The following is a 16809-nucleotide window of genomic DNA, read 5'->3' as shown; positions in this document are numbered from 1 at the left end:
TCTTACACGAAGGGCACATCCCATAAAGTTGCATATAAATTAGCCTACTGACGAACGGACAAAAAATTTATTCATACCTACCTGGGTATGAAACTTAGTTATATGCATGAGATTACTTCGAGTTTTTGTTTTTTGGTGTGATGTGCACCCCATAATTCAATGTTAAATAGGTGGTTAGATAAAGTTGGCAGCGCTAGGTTGATGGTGGATTTCTGTTGGATTTTTACACAGGTTAGCCTAAATATTTTCTGCAATTTCTTGTCTATTGCCTATATTGAGCTAATGGTTACTTATAGTTTTATTTGTTTTTATTAATTGGCTTACTTTTAATTCAATATAAAACTTTAAAACAAAATGGCTCTTGTAATGGTGATAACAAGTAAGTCATCCATAGTTCACCAAAGATGAAGATTGAGAATATGAGTACAGGAATAGTTAAGTGGTTCAATGGAGATAAAGGATTTGGCTTTATTACACCGGATGATGGCAGTAAAGATTTATTCGTCCACCATTCGGAAATTAAAATGAGTGGTTATAAGTCGCTGGCGGATGGTCAGAAAGTAGAATACGAAGTAGGGCAAGGGCAAAAAGGTCCGTGTGCGACTAATGTTAAGCCTCTATAACTGAGTATTGAAAAGTAAGCAGGCTCATTAAGTGTCGCTATGAGTCTGCTTTTAGTGTTTTTTAAGCATAAGTCAGGTTAAAACCCTCGGCTTTTCCAGAACTGTCCTTCGTCACGAGCAACAACGTTGAATGTTTTTTCAGCGATTGTCTTACCTTGCATTTCTAGCGTCATTCGCCATTCACCTAAGTTGCTTTCTAATCCGTTAATCGGACACAGCAGCTGAATGGTATCGCCAAGATAGAAGTGCCAATCATTACTTCGTACATACACTTCTCCATCAAAAGGCGCGAGTACTTTACCCTTTTTATTGATAATGCCCGGATGATGGATGCAAAACTGTAAAAGCTGTCCTTTCGCTTTCTTAATATTGACGGTAAAGCCAAATTCAACCCCTTCATCGGCAGTAACCGTTTGGGTGAACGCTTTAATTTGAGGCAACTCTTTGGCTTTTGCATCCCAGTGGGAATAAATACCGTAGGATGTCATTTCTATAACTGGAGTACGTTTTGCCACTCATTGGTTCTCGCTCATGAATAATGCCGCGATTCTACCAAATACCGGCAGGGCTTCAAGCAAGGGCCTGTATCCCCGCAAAAACAGACCAATATGGTGAGGTTGTGTCTGAATTACTCGACGTCATTCTAAGCCTGATGTGATGGATGAGAACACATCGATGCTTGTCTTTTTGTGACTTTCTGTGAAACAGAAGCTGGTGGGAGAACTATCAATTACATAACAAGAGGTCTTGCTCCCAAAGTTTATTTGCAATCATAGTTTTCGGACTATTCCAACAGGATCTTCTGAGATTAGTATAGCGAGGTTAAAAATACTTCGCTTGATGGAATAAGGTAAAACTATGAATAAGTCACTTACAGCGCTAGGTTTATCTCTAGCATTAGTTGGTACAGCGCATGCTGCAAATTGGGGATATGAGGGTAACCATGGCCCGGAGCATTGGGGGGAATTTGCTTCTGAATGTGCTCAGGGTAAAAACCAGAGCCCAATTGATATTCAGTCTACGGTTCAGGCGGAATTGGCCAAGCTGGAATTAGATTACAATGGTAAAGCTATTTCACTGACAAATAATGGTCATACGCTACAAACAAGTCTAGAAGGCGACAACAACCTGCTTGTTGACGGTAAGTCATTTAACCTCAAGCAATTCCACTTCCATACGCCATCAGAAAACCATGTTGATGGTAAATCCTATCCGTTAGAGGCGCATTATGTTCACGCAGATGAGCAAGGTAATCTTGCGGTAGTCGCGGTATTCTTCGAAGAAGGGGATGCAAACCCTGCGTTGACTCAGCTATTAGATAAAGTCCCAGCAAAAGACAGTAACGTGACGATCAGTGCGCCATTTGATGCAAGTGCTCTGATCCCGAGCGAGAAGGATTACTATCGATTTAATGGCTCTTTGACCACGCCTCCATGCTCGGAAGGGGTGCGTTGGCTAGTGCTTAAAGATCCTCAGACGATTTCAGCAGAACAAATCGCGACATTTGAACAAGCCATGGGTGAAAATAATCGTCCAGTACAGCCATTGAATGCGCGCCTGATTTTAACCAAGCAATAACGGCTGCTAAACCATAATGAAAAAGCCCACTCAATTGAGTGGGCTTTGCGTTATTTAATGTTTAAAGCCGTTTTCGTCTTGTTCTGTCTGATTGGCCATTTGAATCGGATCCAGCTTAAGCGTTTGAGTTGGGAAGGCAATGTCTGCGTTGTGCTCTTTAATGATAGTGATCACTTGCAGTAAGACATCCTGCTTTACCTCATGGTAGCGCACCCAGTTGACCGTCTTTGTGAAGGTGTAGATAAAGAAGTTCAACGATGATGGCCCGAAAGAATCGAAGTTCACGATGAGCGTTTGACGAGCGTCGATGTCTTTGTGAGCCTTCAGCATTTCCTTGATTGCATTGATGAGCTCTGGCACTTTTTCTGCGTCGTCATAGCGAAGACCAATTTTTTCATAAATGCGTCGGTTAAGCATTCGCGACGGGTTTTCCACCACAATGCTACTAAAAACCGAGTTGGGAACGTAAAGCGGGCGTTTATCAAACGTGCGAATAATCGTCATGCGCCACCCGATGCGTTCAACTGTGCCCTCGATCTCTCTGTCTGGCGAGCGAACCCAGTCGCCAACTTTGAAGGGACGGTCGAAATAGATCATCAAACCACCAAAGAAGTTAGACAACAAATCTTTCGCGGCTAAACCCACAATCAAGCCACCCACACCACCAAAGGTGAGCAGACCTGACAGAGAAAGGCCAAATGCCTGCATGATCGTCAAAACGCCCAATGTTGCGAAGAACAAGCGAGCCACTTTCGCGATAGCCTGCACCGTCGTTTCGTCGCGTTTTTGGTGTTCGAGTACGTATTCTTCTACATTGGTGATTAGCCGCATCAAGGTCCAGACCAAGATGCTGATGATCAAAATGAGCTTGAGTGTGCTCAGCCAATCTATCTTATCGTTTAGCTCGCTTTCCAAAATAATGCCGAGTGACACCGTGGCGGGCCAACACCAGATGAGTGTACTCACCGGCGCTTTGAGAGCCTCAAGCAACATGTCATCCCAATGGAATGGTGTTTTCTCTACCAGGATGGCTAAACGTGAGCGAATTAATCGCCAAGCGATCCATGCAATAAAACTGGCGAGAGTGATAAATAGAACGCTGCTGTTCCATTCTTCACCGTTGGTAAGAATATAGTTTTGAAGATCGATAAACCACTGTGACATAAGTAACTTTATTTCGAATGAGTCTTGGTGAGAAAGGTAGCAGATATTAAACGCTCACCCCAGAAATTTAACAAATATTGTATAGCACCAGCGTTATTGTCAGTAGAGTAAGTAACATTACCTTACAGGGCTTGAACGTTTAATTATAAGTTCTTTGACTTATCGCTAACATTAAGCGGTGGCAAGTGTGAGAGGGTATTGCCACTTAAAATTAGCGGAGGCAGATATGGAATTTAAAGAGCAGGATAGAATTGCGCTCTATAACACTTGGATGTCACAAAAAGCCAAAATGCACATCACTCAAATGGATATGGCGAAGCGCCTCGGCGTGAGCTTGCATGAGTTTTCTGGCTTATTACGTGGTAGTTCACCCCTGACATTGGGTTTTGTAAAACAGCTATGCGAGCAGCTACATGTGCGCCCTAGTCAAGTGATTCCGACTCTAAATGAGCGAGAAATGTCTGCTATAGGTTCTGTACAACTGCAAAGCCGAGTAACGGTGGATGGCGATATTAGCAACGTATTTATCGAAGGCAACCAGGTGGTGATCGAATACGTGCATCAAGTGAGCTAGTTTTCGTAGCCCGGTCTCAATCACTATTTGAACGACGACTACGCTCTCCAGCCCTTAGCTAATTAGCTATAAAAAACGAGCCTTTGATGGCTCGTTTTTTATTGATGTATCGGATTAGCTCGGGATTTTCACTAATGAGTCTTGTGAAAGGTCGGCAATCGTTTTAGCACCGGTTAACGTCATCGCTACACGCATTTCTTTGTCGTAAAGGTCAAGCAGGTTCTCTACACCAGTACCACCTTGTGCAGCCAGTGCGTAGACAAAAGAACGACCCAGAAGCGTACAGTCCGCGCCAAGAGCAAGCATGCGAACCACATCCAATCCAGTACGAATACCAGAGTCAGCAAAAATCTTCAGGTCACCTTTAACCGCGTCTGCGATACTTGGCAGCGCTTTAGCGGTAGAAAGCACACCGTCCAGCTGACGACCACCATGGTTAGATACGACGATACCATCGGCACCAAAGCGTACCGCGTCTTTTGCGTCTTCTTCATCCAGAATGCCTTTGATTACCATTGGGCCATCCCAAAAGTCACGAATCCACTCTAGATCTTTCCAAGAAATTGAAGGGTCAAAGTTTGCGCCTAGCCAACCAATGTAATCTTCTAACTTCGTTGGTTCACCACGGTAAGTGGAAATGTTACCCAGGTCGTGAGGTTTACCAAGCATGCCTACGTCCAGTGCCCAGCTCGGGTGACGCATCGCCTGAAATACGCGGCGCATTGCTGCATTAGGACCACTCATACCTGAGTGCATGTCGCGGTAGCGTGCGCCAGGTACTGGCATATCTACCGTAAACACAAGCGTCGTCACGCCAGCCGCTTTTGCGCGCTCAAGAACGTTTTTCATAAAGCCGCGGTCTTTTAGTACGTATAGCTGGAACCACATTGGGCGTTCAATGGCCGGAGCGACTTCTTCAATCGGACAAACGGAAACCGTAGACATCGTGAAAGGAATGCCTTTTTTCTCTGCTGCTTTTGCTGCCTGCACTTCGCCACGGCGTGCGTACATGCCCGTCAAACCGACAGGAGCAAGTGCGATAGGCATGGCGAGTTTCTCACCAAAGATCTCGGTTTCCAGGCTTAAATCAGCCATATCACGTAGGACGCGTTGACGAAGAGCGACATCACCTAAATCGTCAGTATTGCGCTTCAGAGTACGTTCATCGTAAGAGCCGCCATCAATATAGTGGAATAAAAATGGAGGTAGCTTGGCTTTAGCGGCTGCGCGGTAATCGGTAGAAGCAGATATAATCATAATTGTGTCCTAGCGTTTATTCTAAGCAAAGTTGTGGAGCGTGGTTTCTCATCGCTACGGAGTAGCTGACGACATCAGAATACGGGTTAACAAAGAAGTACAACTATCAGATAGAGTAATTCTAGTAACCAATTTACATAATTGATTGAACAATCAGTCCAATTATTCAATCAGTTATATAATGTGATTAAAGGTGACACAGCTACCGGGGGAGATTTGCAGGTCAAATAACCTATGCAGGTAGTGTTGCTAATAGCTGTGTCAAAATTGTGCAGGGCGTTGACACCCTGCGCTTTTATTTACTTCATCAAAGCATCTGTCATGTTGAATCCGTATATCAGTACCAAACCGATAATGCCCGTCATAACAAGGTAGTAGAACGTTGGGATAACGGTTTTACGCAGCGTCGCACCTTCACGTCCCAGCAGACCTACTGTTGCTGATGCTGCTACTACGTTGTGAATCGCAATCATGTTACCCGCTGCTGCACCTACTGCTTGAAGTGAAACGACAATCACACTTGAGATAGACAGCGTTTGAGCGACTTCAAACTGGAATTGGCTGAACATCATGTTTGATACCGTGTTCGAACCCGCGATGAACGCGCCTAGTGCTCCAACCGTTGCGCTCAATGCCGGGAATGCAGAGCCTACAAGGTCTGAGGCAAAGTTCGCGGTTGTTACCGGCATACTCGCAAGGTCTGCACCATTAACTCCTGAGTTAATGAAGATTCGTACCATTGGAATGGTGAATACCAGTACGAAGCCAGCACCAATCAGTGTTTTGCTTGATTCGCCGAATGCTTCACGAAGTGGTTTCGCGCTGCCGCTTTGCAGTAGTGCCGCAAGTAGCGCAACAAACACCAGGATGCCACCAGGCAGGTATAGCGGTTGGATGGCTGCACTAACGCCCGCTTCTCCAAGAATATTGCTGAAAGACAAGCTGATGCTTTGCAGGAAGCTCTTGAACTCAGCGCTTACACGGCTAGCAACAAGAATCACAGCCAACAATACGTAAGGAACCCAAGCCATTACCAGGCTCATTGGCTTACCAGATTTCTCTTGAATGTTGATTTTCAGAGAACCTAACCACTCGGCTGGCCATTTATCTTCGCTTTCAAAGTCCCATTTAGTTTTTGGTACCAGGAAGCCTTTCTTCGCTGCGGTCACCACAATTGCTAGACCAACAAGGCCACCAATCAGAGATGGGAACTCAGCACCCAGGAATACGCCAGTTAATGCGTAAGGAACCGTAAATGCGATACCAGCAAACAGAGCGAATGGCAGGATATCGAGACCTTCTGTCCAGCTTCTGTTTTTACCGAAGAATCGTGTTAACATCACAGCCATTAACACTGGAATCATAGTACCAACAACCGCGTGGATAACCGCTACGTGAGCAGTAATGTCCTGTAGGTATGCTTCCCATGAAGAACCTTGTGTTACCAATGTCTCGGTAATGTTATGTGAATCCAGTCCTTTATTGACACCGACAATGATCGGCGTGCCTACAGCACCAAATGACACAGGTGTAGACTGAATCATCATGCCCATAAGCACGGCTGCCATTGCTGGGAAGCCAATCGCAACGAGTAGCGGCGCAGCAATCGCAGCAGGCGTACCGAAACCAGATGCCCCTTCGATGAACGAGCCAAAACACCATGCAATGATGATAGTTTGAACACGACGGTCGGCAGAGATATCGGTAAAGCCGTTACGGATAGTTGTGATCGCTCCAGTGTGTTTTAAAGTGTTGAGCAAGAAGATGGCGCCAAACACAATCCAGAGTACAGATACAGTAATTCCTAGGCCTTGGAATACGGATGCCAGTACGCGAGTAGCTGACATATCCCAAAACATTAGGGCGATAGCGACGGTAAGACCGAACGCAACAGGCATAGCTTTTTTAGCAGGCCAGTTGAGACCAACCAATAAAATGGCGGCCACAACAATTGGCGAAAACGCCACGAGGGCAAGTAGGGTTTCACTCATTTGTACATCCTTCGTTCGCAGACTTTTTTGAACGGTATGTTTCCGTTGTAGAGGCGACTTTTTGTTGTAATGGTTTTGTTAATTTGGCGTGAATCTACTCCTTTATTTTTTTTAGATATAGGGAAATAATGAAAATAATTAATTCCAAAAGTGACATAATCAAATGAGAGCAGACGACTTAATCCTATTTTCTCAGGTAATGGAACTGGGCAGTTTTAGTAAGGTTGCTGAGGCAAATAACCTTACAAATTCGGTAGTTAGTAAAAGAATCGCCAGGTTGGAAGAAGAAATCGGCGCGCAGCTATTATATCGAACAACACGTAAATTGACCCTGACGGAAGCGGGGAAGGTGTTATTACATAGTGCTAAAAATGTGAAGCAAGCCACTCAGGAGGCTATGGATGCAGTTGCAGGCTTTGGAGAGAATGTAAGCGGACATATCAAGATGTCTGTGCCATCTATTTCTGGAGACTTGATTCTTGCTGATGCAGTAGCCGAATTTTGTAACCTTCATCCGGGCTTAACCGTCGATATGTCGCTCGATAATCGCTTCGTTGACCTTGTGGCTGATGGTTATGATCTCGTGATTCGAACGGGGTATCTTGAAGACTCCAGCTTAATTGCAAGGCATATTCTCGACTCTCAATGGGTGGTGTGTGCTTCTCCTTCTTATATAGCCAAAAATGGTAAACCAGTAGAACCGATTGATTTGACGCGTCATAACTGTTTTCAGTATGCCTACCAAACCACAGGTGCTTCCGATTGGGAGTTTAAGAGTGATGAAGGCAACTACATTGTTAAAGTGTCGGGCAGTTTCTCTACTGATAACGCCACCGCGCTTCGCAAAGCGGCGCTGGGTGGCCATGGTATCGCCTACGTACCAAGGTGCTTGGTGTATCACGATATTCGTAATGGCCAGCTGGTGGATATTTTTCCTGAATTGGTTGGCAAAAAACTGGGCATTTATGCGGTGTATCCATTTACTCGCCAGCCACCCAATAAAGTAAAATTATTAATTGAGCACATCCGTGATCGTTACTTAACGATTTCACACTATTTTTAGCGGCTTGGACTTCATGCCGTCTTCGATGCAAATTGCGTGTTAAGTATCAATTTAATAAATGTTTCAATCTTTTAGTTGAAATCAAACGTTAGCGCCCTAAGGTATGTGTTGAGAATTAGTCTCAATTAAAGCTAAAACAAAATTAAAGTGGAGTAACACGGACGTTATGCATTACCCAAAAACTCGCAAAGATTCTGTCGTGGACAGCTACTTCGGACACGATATCGCCGATCCTTATCGCTGGTTAGAAGATGATCGTAGTGAAGAAACGGCAAACTGGGTCTCAAGCCAAAACGCAGTGACTTTTGATTTACTGGGTCAGATCCCTTATCGCCAGAAAATTCGCGATCTGGTCGCTAGCAGCCAAAACTATGAGAAATACTCACAGCCATTTGTGCGCGGTGAGTACACCTATTTTTATAAAAATGATGGTTTGCAAAACCAAAGCGTACTTTACCGTCGTAAAGGAGAGGGTGAGGCAGAAGTATTTTTAGATCCTAATACTTTTTCTGAAGAGGGGACCACTTCTCTTGGTGAAGTGAGCTTTTCAAAAGACAACCGTTTAGTCGCGTATTCTATCTCTGAAGGTGGCAGTGACTGGCGTAAGATCTTTGTGATTGATGCGGAAACCAAAGCACAGTTGGAGCCTGAAATTGTCGATGCGAAATTTACCTCCATTTCCTGGTTGGGCAGCAAAGGCTTCTACTATTCCAGCTACGATAAGCCAGAAGGCAGTGAACTGTCAGCGCGTACTGAGCAGCATAAACTTTACTATCATGAGCTAGGGACTTCACAAGCTGAAGATAAAGTCGTGTTTGGCGCATTGGACTCTCAGACACATCGCTATGTATTCGCTACGACGACAACGGATGATCGCTACTTAATTATCTCTGGCGCGGAATCAACCTCTGGCAACCGCCTGTTTTATATCGACCTAAACTCAGCAGCACAAGAGATTGTGACGTTACGCGAAACCACACAAGGCGATACGCACCTTATTGATAATCAAGATGCAACTCTGCTGTTTTACACCAACCTTGATGCGCCAAATGGCAAAGTCGTCAGTTACAACACGCAAACCTCACAATGGGTAGAGGTTATTGCAGAGCAAGAGCAGCCGTTAGAAGTGGGTAAAGGCGGTGGCTATCTGTTTGCTACTTACATGGTTGATGTTCTGTCGAAAGTACAGCAGTACAACTACCAAGGTGAATGGATTCGTGATGTTGAATTACCGAGCGAAGGCACGGCATATGGTTTAGCAGGGAAGAAAGAAGAAACTACGCTTTACTACACTTTCACCAATTACGTCACTCCGCCGACGATTTTCTCTTTTGATGTGGAAACTGGTGAATCACCGCTTTATCAAGAATCTAAAGCGCCATTTGATCGCAATGACTATGAGTCGAAGCAGGTTTTCTACACCTCAAAAGACGGTACGCAAGTACCGATGATCATCTCCTATAAGAAAGGCACCAAGTTCGACGGTACTGCGCCGACCATGCTTTACGGTTACGGTGGTTTTAATATCAGCCTGACGCCAATGTTCTCTGGTAATGTGGCCAACTGGCTTGAGTTAGGGGGCATTTATGCCGTAGCGAATATGCGAGGCGGTGGTGAATACGGAAAAGCTTGGCACAATGCCGGCACTCAACTGCAAAAGCAGAATGTGTTTGACGACTTTATCGCCGCAGCTGAATATTTGATCGAGAACGACTACACAAGTTCAGAACGCTTGGCGATTCGTGGTGGTTCGAATGGCGGGTTGTTGGTCGGTGCGTGTATGACTCAACGTCCAGAGCTGTTCAAAGTGGCACTGCCTGCTGTGGGAGTGCTTGATATGCTTCGATACCATACATTCACTTCTGGAGAAGGCTGGAAGTACGACTTTGGTACGTCTGAGCAAAGTGAAGAGATGTTCCAGTATCTCCTGGGTTACTCGCCTGTACATAATGTGAAAGAGGGCGTGCAATACCCTGCAACGCTGGTGACCACTGCCGATCACGATGATCGTGTGGTGCCTGCTCACTCCTACAAATTCATTGCCGAACTGCAAGATAAACATCAGGGCGAAAATCCAGTATTGATTCGAATCGATGTGAATGCAGGACATGGTGCGGGCATGCCGCTCAGTAAACAAATCGATCTTACAACCGATATCTATGCGTTCACCCTATACAATATGGGCATCGAGTCTGTGTAACGACCGATGAGTTAGAAGAATAAAAAATGCCGCGACAGAATCGCGGCATTTTTCATGGTTGGGGGAACTCAAGTCATACTGTTAACAGTATATTGAATCAGATTGACTAAGTCTGACTCGTTGAACCAACCAGTCTCGGCGGCCAAACCGAAAGGCAGCTATGCCCATTTTCAGTAATTCAAAAGTTTTCTTGCCAATTTATGCATCGCTTCGGAACCAGAGGTTGAGGCTTAATTATAGAGACGCATATTGGCCGATTCGGCAGATATCATTGCCTGCAAATGCAAAAATTGTTCGTGTGCATGAGTCACGTGCTGTAATTCAATCATCCATTCCGCGTTACGTTGAGCGGTACAAAATGCTGCCATGTGTGCAAGTAAGTCTTCACTTTGCTGCGCGAGCAGGTGACTTAAGCGCTCAATCAGCTCATGGCTTTCCAATTGTAAGAACTGAAATAATGCATAAGTTTGGTTGAGTGCTGAAAAAGCTGCACGTTGCGAACCGAGTCTATTGAGAATCTCTGACTGTGCCACGCTAGCATCACGTAGTCCGCTAATAAGACAAATAAATTGGCAGGGTTTGGTTTGTTCGTTTTCTAACGCTGAGTGGATGTGATTGGGTAAATGATTGAGTACATCTTCATATAAACGATGCGCTTCAGGCCAGTGACCCTGTTGTATTAATTGCCCAGCTTTCATGTAGCGCATCCAGCATTGCTCGATATCCATGTCCAACTCCCCAAATTAGATTGAATATGATATTAAATGAAAATGGTTATCAATTGCAAGTGTGTATTGTTGTCATTTTTTGTGGTTTAGTTGTTCATAAAGTGTTCGGTTAGACCGCGATGTAATGTAAATCACTTAAAATTAAACAAATAATCTCTACACTCAATTGAACACAATAAGAAAAAGGAAGCGGATATGGCAATACTAAGGCTAGAACCTAAGCAGTTGTATTCTGTAGCTGATCTAGAGAATATGCCATGTAAGTCTACCAAGGAATTACCTCCTATTGATGAAATCGTGGGGCAGGAGCGCGCTCAAAAGGCAGTTGAGTTTGCGATGTCAATCAAGGAGAAAGGGTACAATATTTACGCAATCGGTCAGAATGGTTTAGGTAAACGTACCATGATTTTACGTTACTTAAATCGTCATCAACACGATGTAGAAGCGTTATTTGATTGGTGTTATGTCGCGAATTTTGAAGACACTCGCACACCTAAAGTATTGAAACTGCCTTGTGGTATCGGTAATAAGTTACGAGTTGATATTGAAGCCTTAATGGGTAAGTTGCTCAATGCATTACCATTGGCATTTGATAACGAAATGTACTTTAGCCGCGCTGATCGTTTAAAAAACCAACTTGCTAACAAGCAACAAAATGAGTTGGATCGTATTAGCAAAGAAGCGAAAGATAAAGGCATTAGCCTGACGATCACAACACAAGGTGACTACCAGTTCGTTGCGATGAATGGTGATGAGCTGCATACCGAAGAGTCGTTTGATGCACTGAGCAAAAAAGAGCAAGAACAATTCAGTGATGCCATTGATGAGTTGGAAGTGGCGTTGCGCTCTATGGTTCGTGAGCTCACTGAGTGGGAAGAAACGTTTAGTGATAAGATCAAAAAGCTCAATGATGAAGTGACACTGGATGTGATTACTCACTTCATTAAGACGCTTAAGGTTGATTACTCTGAATATCCAGAGATCAAAACCTATCTTACTGAACTTCAAAAAGACATTGTCGAGAACGCCGATATCTTTCTTGACCAAAGTGGTGAACAAGGCGAAATCGCGACCGCGTCTTTAGATAAAAAGTTACCGCGTCGCTACAAAGTGAATGTACTGGTCAGTCGTTGTAACAGTGATTTCCCAATTGTGGTCGAAGAGAACCCTAATTATCACTCGCTGTTTGGTTCAATTGAAACGGCAACGTTTAAAGGCACAGTGTTTACCGATTTCTCGCTTATCCGGGCAGGTAGTTTGCACAAAGCCAATGGCGGCGTCCTTTTGATGGATGCACAGAAAGTGCTGGAGCAGCCTTATGTATGGGATGGCCTAAAGCGTGCGATTCGATCGCGTCAGTTAAGTTTTACCTCACTAGAGAAAGAAGTAACGTTAACCGGTGCGGTTTCACTCGATCCAGAGCCGATTCCGTTAGATATCAAAATTATCCTGTTTGGTGATTACCGAACTTATCAGTTGTTACAGCACTATGATCCAGAATTTAGCGAGCTATTCCGTGTTACTGCCGATTTCGAAGATGAAATGAGCCGAACGCCTGAGTCTGAGCTGCACTACGCGCGCTTTATTTCCAGTGTCGTCCACGATAACAACATGCTGCACTGCGACAAGAAAGCCATTGCCCGTATTATCGAATACAGCTCTCGTTTGTCTGGAGACCAGTCCAAGTTGTCGCTGCATTCAGCCAACATTGCTAACTTGCTCCGAGAATCCAACTACGTTGCTCGTCAGGCCAACTCCAACATGATTCGAACCGGGCATGTACAAGAAGCGCTGAAGAATCAAGAAATGCGTGTGAGCCGTTTGCGTGACAGTGTGATGGAGTCCTATGTCAATGGTACTACTTTGATACGCACTGAAGGTTCCGCAGTCGGGCAAGTTAATGCATTGTCGGTGTTGAGTACCAGTGACTATATGTTTGGTGCACCAAACCGCATTACCGCGACCACTTGCTATGGTGACGGTGAGGTGATTGATATTGAACGCAGTGTTGATCTCGGTGGTAGCATCCACTCCAAAGGGGTCATGATTTTATCGGCGTATTTGTCGTCTGTGTTCGGTAAAAATGCACGTGTTCCGCTTACGACTACTATCACCTTTGAGCAGTCTTACGGCGGGGTCGATGGAGACAGTGCCAGTATGGCCGAGCTGTGTGCGGTTGCTTCTGCGTTTTCAAAACAGCCAAACCGTCAGGATATCGCCATCACAGGCTCGATGAACCAGTTTGGTGAAGCGCAACCTATTGGCGGTGTAAACGAAAAGATTGAAGGCTTTTATGACGTGTGTGTCATTAAAGGTCGTCATAGCGGTCAAGGGGTAATCATTCCTGCGTCGAATGCTCATAACCTGATGTTGCGATCCGATATCGTCACAGCGGTAGAAAAAGGCGAGTTTCATATTTGGGCGATAGACCATGTCACCGAAGCGATTGAACTGTTTACTGGAAAAGTGGCCGGAGAACCGACAGAAGAAGGCTCTTATCCGATCGATACGATTTTTGGTATCGCTCAAGCTAAGCTTAATGCATTGAGAAAGTAGACCAAATCTCGCGGAAAAGAGATTCAGTTATCTGGCTGAATCAAACAACAAAAAGGCACATTCAGTGCCTTTTTCTATTCTTGTGTTGTAAGAAAAACGATGAGACAAATTCTGAACTACTTTAATTTCAGTTTGGTTCCGTCAAATTTGAGATTGCTCAGTAAGCGCTTTGCATTAGATTTGCCTACGTCATCAAACTCCACGCCGTAACGGGAGTAATGAGTCGATTTTTGCAGGTTACAAATGCGGCCATTGAGTGGGGCTAGCATGCGGCTATCCTCCGGCATAGTTACATCTAACGAAATGAGGTCACCAATCTGTAGCGGACGACTGATCGGAGACGTCACGAAACGGCAGCCGCTTCGGGAAATGTCTCTTATCTCACATTCGTTGCGATATGTTTCGAAGCGGACATGGGCTTTCAAATTGACTTCGTAACGAACTTCTTTCCTAAGCTGATACACTTGCATCGTATTTGGCAGGTTGAGAACCAATAATGGATAAGGTTCACCCAAGCGATGCTGGATTTGCGCTCTAAAAGGAATAATAGCGCCTTCACCACGCTGAGAGTACGCTTTGATGTTGATCCAGAATCCTTCTTGAAAGTAGAACTTGAGATCTTCTTCCGAAATATTTGGTAGCTCTACCAACGCGGTATGGTTGGAGTGACAGCCAATAAAGGTGCTGGTGGTTATAAACTTAGTTCCTACGGGCGTCGTCACGTTTAAAGAAACTTCGCTTCCGTGTTCCACCATTGCCATTGCATCGGTGCTGTTGAGTATTGTCGCCTGACGTTCTGGTTCCCTCTTACTTTGAGAAGGTCGTTTGCCATCTCCGGCACTAATTATCATATTTCTCATTATTATGGTCGAACCTGAAAAGGGACTGATATGAAATGACTGGGCTTCCTAGCGTGGTATTGATTTTATTCAGTGATATAGTTCGATTCAATAAGTTAACCGAAAATAAGGAAGTAAGTTATGCAAAAAGTGACGCACGACAGTGAAAGTGGCATCTTTTGGGTTGAACTTGAGCAAGGCTTTAGCGCTAAAGTTGTGTATCAACTGCAAGATGGCGCAATGCATATCACGTCGACCGTGGTTCCTGAAGAACTAAGAGGTAAGGGTTGCGGAAAGGTGATGATGGAAGCCGTACTGCCAGAAATTGAATCATTGGGCTACAAAATCGTCCCGGTTTGTCCTTATGTCGGGCACTATATTGATAAAAATAAGCAGTGGGCACATCTTTTGGCGTAGGGGGACAAATGATCAACCCTCTCTATGTGAACATTGGCAATGAGCTAGATCTGGGTAATCTTGCTTCAGTCGAAGTGATTCAATCACTTTGGGGAGGTTACGGTGAACTGGTGCGAGTGAAGTTCTCTAAGCGCTCAATCATTGTAAAACATGTGACGCTTCCCAAACCATCTGAGCACCCAAGAGGCTGGAATACCGATCGCTCCCATCAACGTAAACTGCACTCTTATCAGGTTGAGGTCAGTTGGTATGAACACTTTAGCCAATCTGTCGACGAACATTGTCGGATACCCAAAGGGTTAAAATGCTTTCAAACGGACAATGAATGGTTGATCGTTATGGAAGATCTCGCCGAAGCGGGGTTCACCAAAGTGATGGCTCAAGCGTCCAAAAAACATTTACAGGCTTGTCTTTCTTGGTTAGCGCATTTTCATGCCCGCTATATCGGGGTTTACCACGATCAGCTATGGGATATTGGAACGTATTGGCATTTGGCAACGAGGCCAGATGAACTGGACGCGTTAGAAGATAAAGAGTTAAAACAAGCTGCTTCGTTAATTGATAGCACACTTACCTGCGCAAAATATCAAACTATTGTTCATGGCGATGCTAAATTAGCCAACTTTTGTTTTGATGACACAGAGTCATTAGTTGCCGCAGTCGATTTTCAATATGTTGGCCATGGCTGTGCGATGAAGGACGTGGCGCTGTTTATGAGCAGTGCGGTCGAGCCAGATGCGTGTTCAGAAATGGAAAGTTGGGTTCTTGATATCTACTTCGTAGAACTTAGGCATGCTCTTCAAATCTACCAGCCACAGCTTGATGCAAAAGCGGTCGAGCAAGAGTGGCGTCCGTTGTTTCCTGTCGCCTGGGCTGACTTTCAGCGTTTTTTAAAAGGCTGGAGCCCAAAGCATTGGAAAATTAATCCCTACACTGAAGCGCTGACCGCGAGAGCGATTGCTTATCTGAAAGGCCAATCTGAATGAAAAAGCCTCCATGTGGAGGCTGAATTCTAACTCTTACTCGGTCTTATACGTGCCATGTAATAGGTATTGATGAACTCACCATCGCGGAAGGAACCATCAATTGCTTCGCCTTCGATCTCGAAGCCATGCTTTTTGTAGAGGCCGATGGCTGCGTCGTTGTCGGCGTTCACCTCTATTTGAATGCGTCTCACATTGAGCCATTTATCGGCTAACTCTGTCACTGTCTCAATCAACTTACTGCCGACACCAAGGCCGTGAAAACGGTCATGAACACCAATACCAAAAGAAGCCGTATGTGACGTTCTTGGGCGTTGTGAGTGATGAAAGCCAATATTGCCTACCACTTTTCCATCCACTTCAGCGACATAGCTGTAAACGCCAGCAGACATGTTAGACAACCTTTCCACCCACATGGCGATAGACGGGTTAGGGAGCTGCAGGGTTTCACGTTGCGCTTTAGGCTGGGAATAGATTTCAACGAGCGCTGCTGCGTCTTCAACCATGGTTGGACGTACGATTATTTCCATGCTTCTCTCCTATGTGTTTGTTTTACCTTAATCTAACCACTGTTTTGGTTTTTGAATAGCATTTTTTAGGATTTAGTGAATTTATACGTTTAAAATTAGTGGTTTATGTTATTGGTGTTTTGAGTTTATATAGTGTTTTAGGGCAGAAAATACCGACAAGATTGAAAATGTGTTGGATTTTTATACTGAAACTTTACGCGTTTATAGGCAATTGTGGTGAATTCGTTTTTAGCGGAGAAAGAGGGTTTTCAAACTGTGAAGTGGGTAGCCGTCTAGAGTTGATTTGAATCAAGAGAGGTTGGAGTT

At 44.7% G+C, this 16809-nt stretch carries 15 protein-coding genes; 8 read left to right on the top strand and 7 right to left on the bottom strand.

Annotation, left to right across the window (positions count from 1 at the left end; translation table 11 throughout):
- Nucleotides 1-410 precede the first annotated feature (410 nt).
- Complete coding sequence (locus V1U08_RS05140; RefSeq protein ID WP_425315146.1) at nucleotides 411-623, top strand: cold-shock protein; 213 nt, start codon at nucleotides 411-413, stop codon at nucleotides 621-623.
- 77 nt (nucleotides 624-700) lie between these two features.
- Here the strand turns inward: V1U08_RS05140 and V1U08_RS05135 are convergent, their stop codons facing one another.
- Complete coding sequence (locus V1U08_RS05135; protein ID WP_014234943.1) at nucleotides 701-1138, bottom strand: DUF3859 domain-containing protein; 438 nt, start codon at nucleotides 1136-1138, stop codon at nucleotides 701-703.
- A gap of 343 nt (nucleotides 1139-1481) precedes the next feature.
- Here V1U08_RS05135 and V1U08_RS05130 point away from each other — a divergent pair, with 343 nt between their 5' ends.
- Entirely contained in the window at nucleotides 1482-2201 is a 720-nt protein-coding gene (locus tag V1U08_RS05130; RefSeq protein ID WP_065298104.1) for a carbonic anhydrase, read from the top strand.
- 54 nt (nucleotides 2202-2255) lie between these two features.
- Here the strand turns inward: V1U08_RS05130 and V1U08_RS05125 are convergent, their stop codons facing one another.
- A complete protein-coding gene (locus V1U08_RS05125) occupies nucleotides 2256-3365 on the bottom strand; it encodes a mechanosensitive ion channel family protein (protein ID WP_330470095.1) in 1110 nt (369 codons plus the stop codon).
- A gap of 226 nt (nucleotides 3366-3591) precedes the next feature.
- On the opposite strand from V1U08_RS05125, the gene V1U08_RS05120 reads away from it, so the two are divergent.
- Nucleotides 3592-3939 (top strand): helix-turn-helix domain-containing protein, encoded by a 348-nt coding sequence (locus V1U08_RS05120; RefSeq protein WP_014234940.1) that lies wholly within the window; start codon nucleotides 3592-3594, stop codon nucleotides 3937-3939.
- Nucleotides 3940-4053: 114 nt separating this feature from the next.
- Here V1U08_RS05120 and lldD read toward each other — a convergent pair whose 3' ends face one another.
- Both lldD and V1U08_RS05110 read right to left on the bottom strand, forming a co-directional pair.
- On the bottom strand, nucleotides 4054-5196 hold the full coding sequence (gene lldD, locus V1U08_RS05115) for an FMN-dependent L-lactate dehydrogenase LldD (protein WP_014234939.1): 1143 nt from the start codon (nucleotides 5194-5196) through the stop codon (nucleotides 4054-4056).
- Between the two features lie 299 nt (nucleotides 5197-5495).
- Entirely contained in the window at nucleotides 5496-7187 is a 1692-nt protein-coding gene (locus V1U08_RS05110; protein ID WP_014234938.1) for an L-lactate permease, read from the bottom strand.
- Between the two features lie 163 nt (nucleotides 7188-7350).
- On the opposite strand from V1U08_RS05110, the gene V1U08_RS05105 reads away from it, so the two are divergent.
- Complete coding sequence (locus tag V1U08_RS05105) at nucleotides 7351-8250, top strand: LysR family transcriptional regulator (protein WP_014234937.1); 900 nt, start codon at nucleotides 7351-7353, stop codon at nucleotides 8248-8250.
- 166 nt (nucleotides 8251-8416) lie between these two features.
- The gene (locus tag V1U08_RS05100) at nucleotides 8417-10450 is read left to right on the top strand and encodes a prolyl oligopeptidase family serine peptidase (RefSeq protein ID WP_330470094.1); all 2034 of its coding nucleotides are present in this window, start codon (nucleotides 8417-8419) and stop codon (nucleotides 10448-10450) included.
- A gap of 230 nt (nucleotides 10451-10680) precedes the next feature.
- On the opposite strand, the gene V1U08_RS05095 is transcribed toward V1U08_RS05100, so the two are convergent.
- On the bottom strand, nucleotides 10681-11178 hold the full coding sequence (locus V1U08_RS05095) for a hypothetical protein (protein WP_330470093.1): 498 nt from the start codon (nucleotides 11176-11178) through the stop codon (nucleotides 10681-10683).
- Nucleotides 11179-11373: 195 nt separating this feature from the next.
- On the opposite strand from V1U08_RS05095, the gene V1U08_RS05090 reads away from it, so the two are divergent.
- Entirely contained in the window at nucleotides 11374-13734 is a 2361-nt protein-coding gene (locus tag V1U08_RS05090) for a Lon protease family protein (protein WP_268668829.1), read from the top strand.
- 116 nt (nucleotides 13735-13850) lie between these two features.
- Here V1U08_RS05090 and V1U08_RS05085 read toward each other — a convergent pair whose 3' ends face one another.
- Nucleotides 13851-14585 carry a flagellar brake protein gene (locus tag V1U08_RS05085; RefSeq protein ID WP_330470234.1) on the bottom strand — a complete coding sequence of 245 codons (735 nt, stop codon included), beginning with the start codon at nucleotides 14583-14585 and terminating at the stop codon, nucleotides 13851-13853.
- A 129-nt stretch (nucleotides 14586-14714) separates the two neighbouring features.
- On the opposite strand from V1U08_RS05085, the gene V1U08_RS05080 reads away from it, so the two are divergent.
- Nucleotides 14715-14990, top strand: a complete 276-nt coding sequence (locus V1U08_RS05080) for a GNAT family N-acetyltransferase (protein WP_020333428.1) — start codon at nucleotides 14715-14717, stop codon at nucleotides 14988-14990.
- 8 nt (nucleotides 14991-14998) lie between these two features.
- A complete protein-coding gene (locus V1U08_RS05075; RefSeq protein WP_330470092.1) occupies nucleotides 14999-15976 on the top strand; it encodes a phosphotransferase in 978 nt (325 codons plus the stop codon).
- A gap of 26 nt (nucleotides 15977-16002) precedes the next feature.
- Here V1U08_RS05075 and V1U08_RS05070 read toward each other — a convergent pair whose 3' ends face one another.
- On the bottom strand, nucleotides 16003-16503 hold the full coding sequence (locus V1U08_RS05070; RefSeq protein ID WP_330470091.1) for a GNAT family N-acetyltransferase: 501 nt from the start codon (nucleotides 16501-16503) through the stop codon (nucleotides 16003-16005).
- Nucleotides 16504-16809: the final 306 nt, after the last annotated feature.

The organism is Vibrio sp. YYF0003 (genome assembly GCF_036350715.1).
GTDB classification, from domain to species: Bacteria; Pseudomonadota; Gammaproteobacteria; order Enterobacterales; family Vibrionaceae; genus Vibrio; species Vibrio natriegens.
The sequence above is the reverse complement of the archived record's forward strand: the minus strand, read 5'-3'. Positions and strand labels throughout refer to the sequence as shown.

Bases quoted from the DNA above. Each gene is read 5' to 3' on its own strand.
- V1U08_RS05130 (WP_065298104.1), top strand. From the start codon at position 1,482: ATGAATAAGTCACTTACAGCGCTAGGTTTATCTCTAGCATTAGTTGGT.
- V1U08_RS05125 (WP_330470095.1), bottom strand. From the start codon at position 3,365: ATGTCACAGTGGTTTATCGATCTTCAAAACTATATTCTTACCAACGGT.
- V1U08_RS05120 (WP_014234940.1), top strand. From the start codon at position 3,592: ATGGAATTTAAAGAGCAGGATAGAATTGCGCTCTATAACACTTGGATG.
- lldD (WP_014234939.1), bottom strand. From the start codon at position 5,196: ATGATTATATCTGCTTCTACCGATTACCGCGCAGCCGCTAAAGCCAAG.
- V1U08_RS05110 (WP_014234938.1), bottom strand. From the start codon at position 7,187: ATGAGTGAAACCCTACTTGCCCTCGTGGCGTTTTCGCCAATTGTTGTG.
- V1U08_RS05105 (WP_014234937.1), top strand. From the start codon at position 7,351: ATGAGAGCAGACGACTTAATCCTATTTTCTCAGGTAATGGAACTGGGC.
- V1U08_RS05100 (WP_330470094.1), top strand. From the start codon at position 8,417: ATGCATTACCCAAAAACTCGCAAAGATTCTGTCGTGGACAGCTACTTC.
- V1U08_RS05095 (WP_330470093.1), bottom strand. From the start codon at position 11,178: ATGGATATCGAGCAATGCTGGATGCGCTACATGAAAGCTGGGCAATTA.
- V1U08_RS05090 (WP_268668829.1), top strand. From the start codon at position 11,374: ATGGCAATACTAAGGCTAGAACCTAAGCAGTTGTATTCTGTAGCTGAT.
- V1U08_RS05085 (WP_330470234.1), bottom strand. From the start codon at position 14,585: ATGATAATTAGTGCCGGAGATGGCAAACGACCTTCTCAAAGTAAGAGG.
- V1U08_RS05080 (WP_020333428.1), top strand. From the start codon at position 14,715: ATGCAAAAAGTGACGCACGACAGTGAAAGTGGCATCTTTTGGGTTGAA.
- V1U08_RS05075 (WP_330470092.1), top strand. From the start codon at position 14,999: ATGATCAACCCTCTCTATGTGAACATTGGCAATGAGCTAGATCTGGGT.
- V1U08_RS05070 (WP_330470091.1), bottom strand. From the start codon at position 16,503: ATGGAAATAATCGTACGTCCAACCATGGTTGAAGACGCAGCAGCGCTC.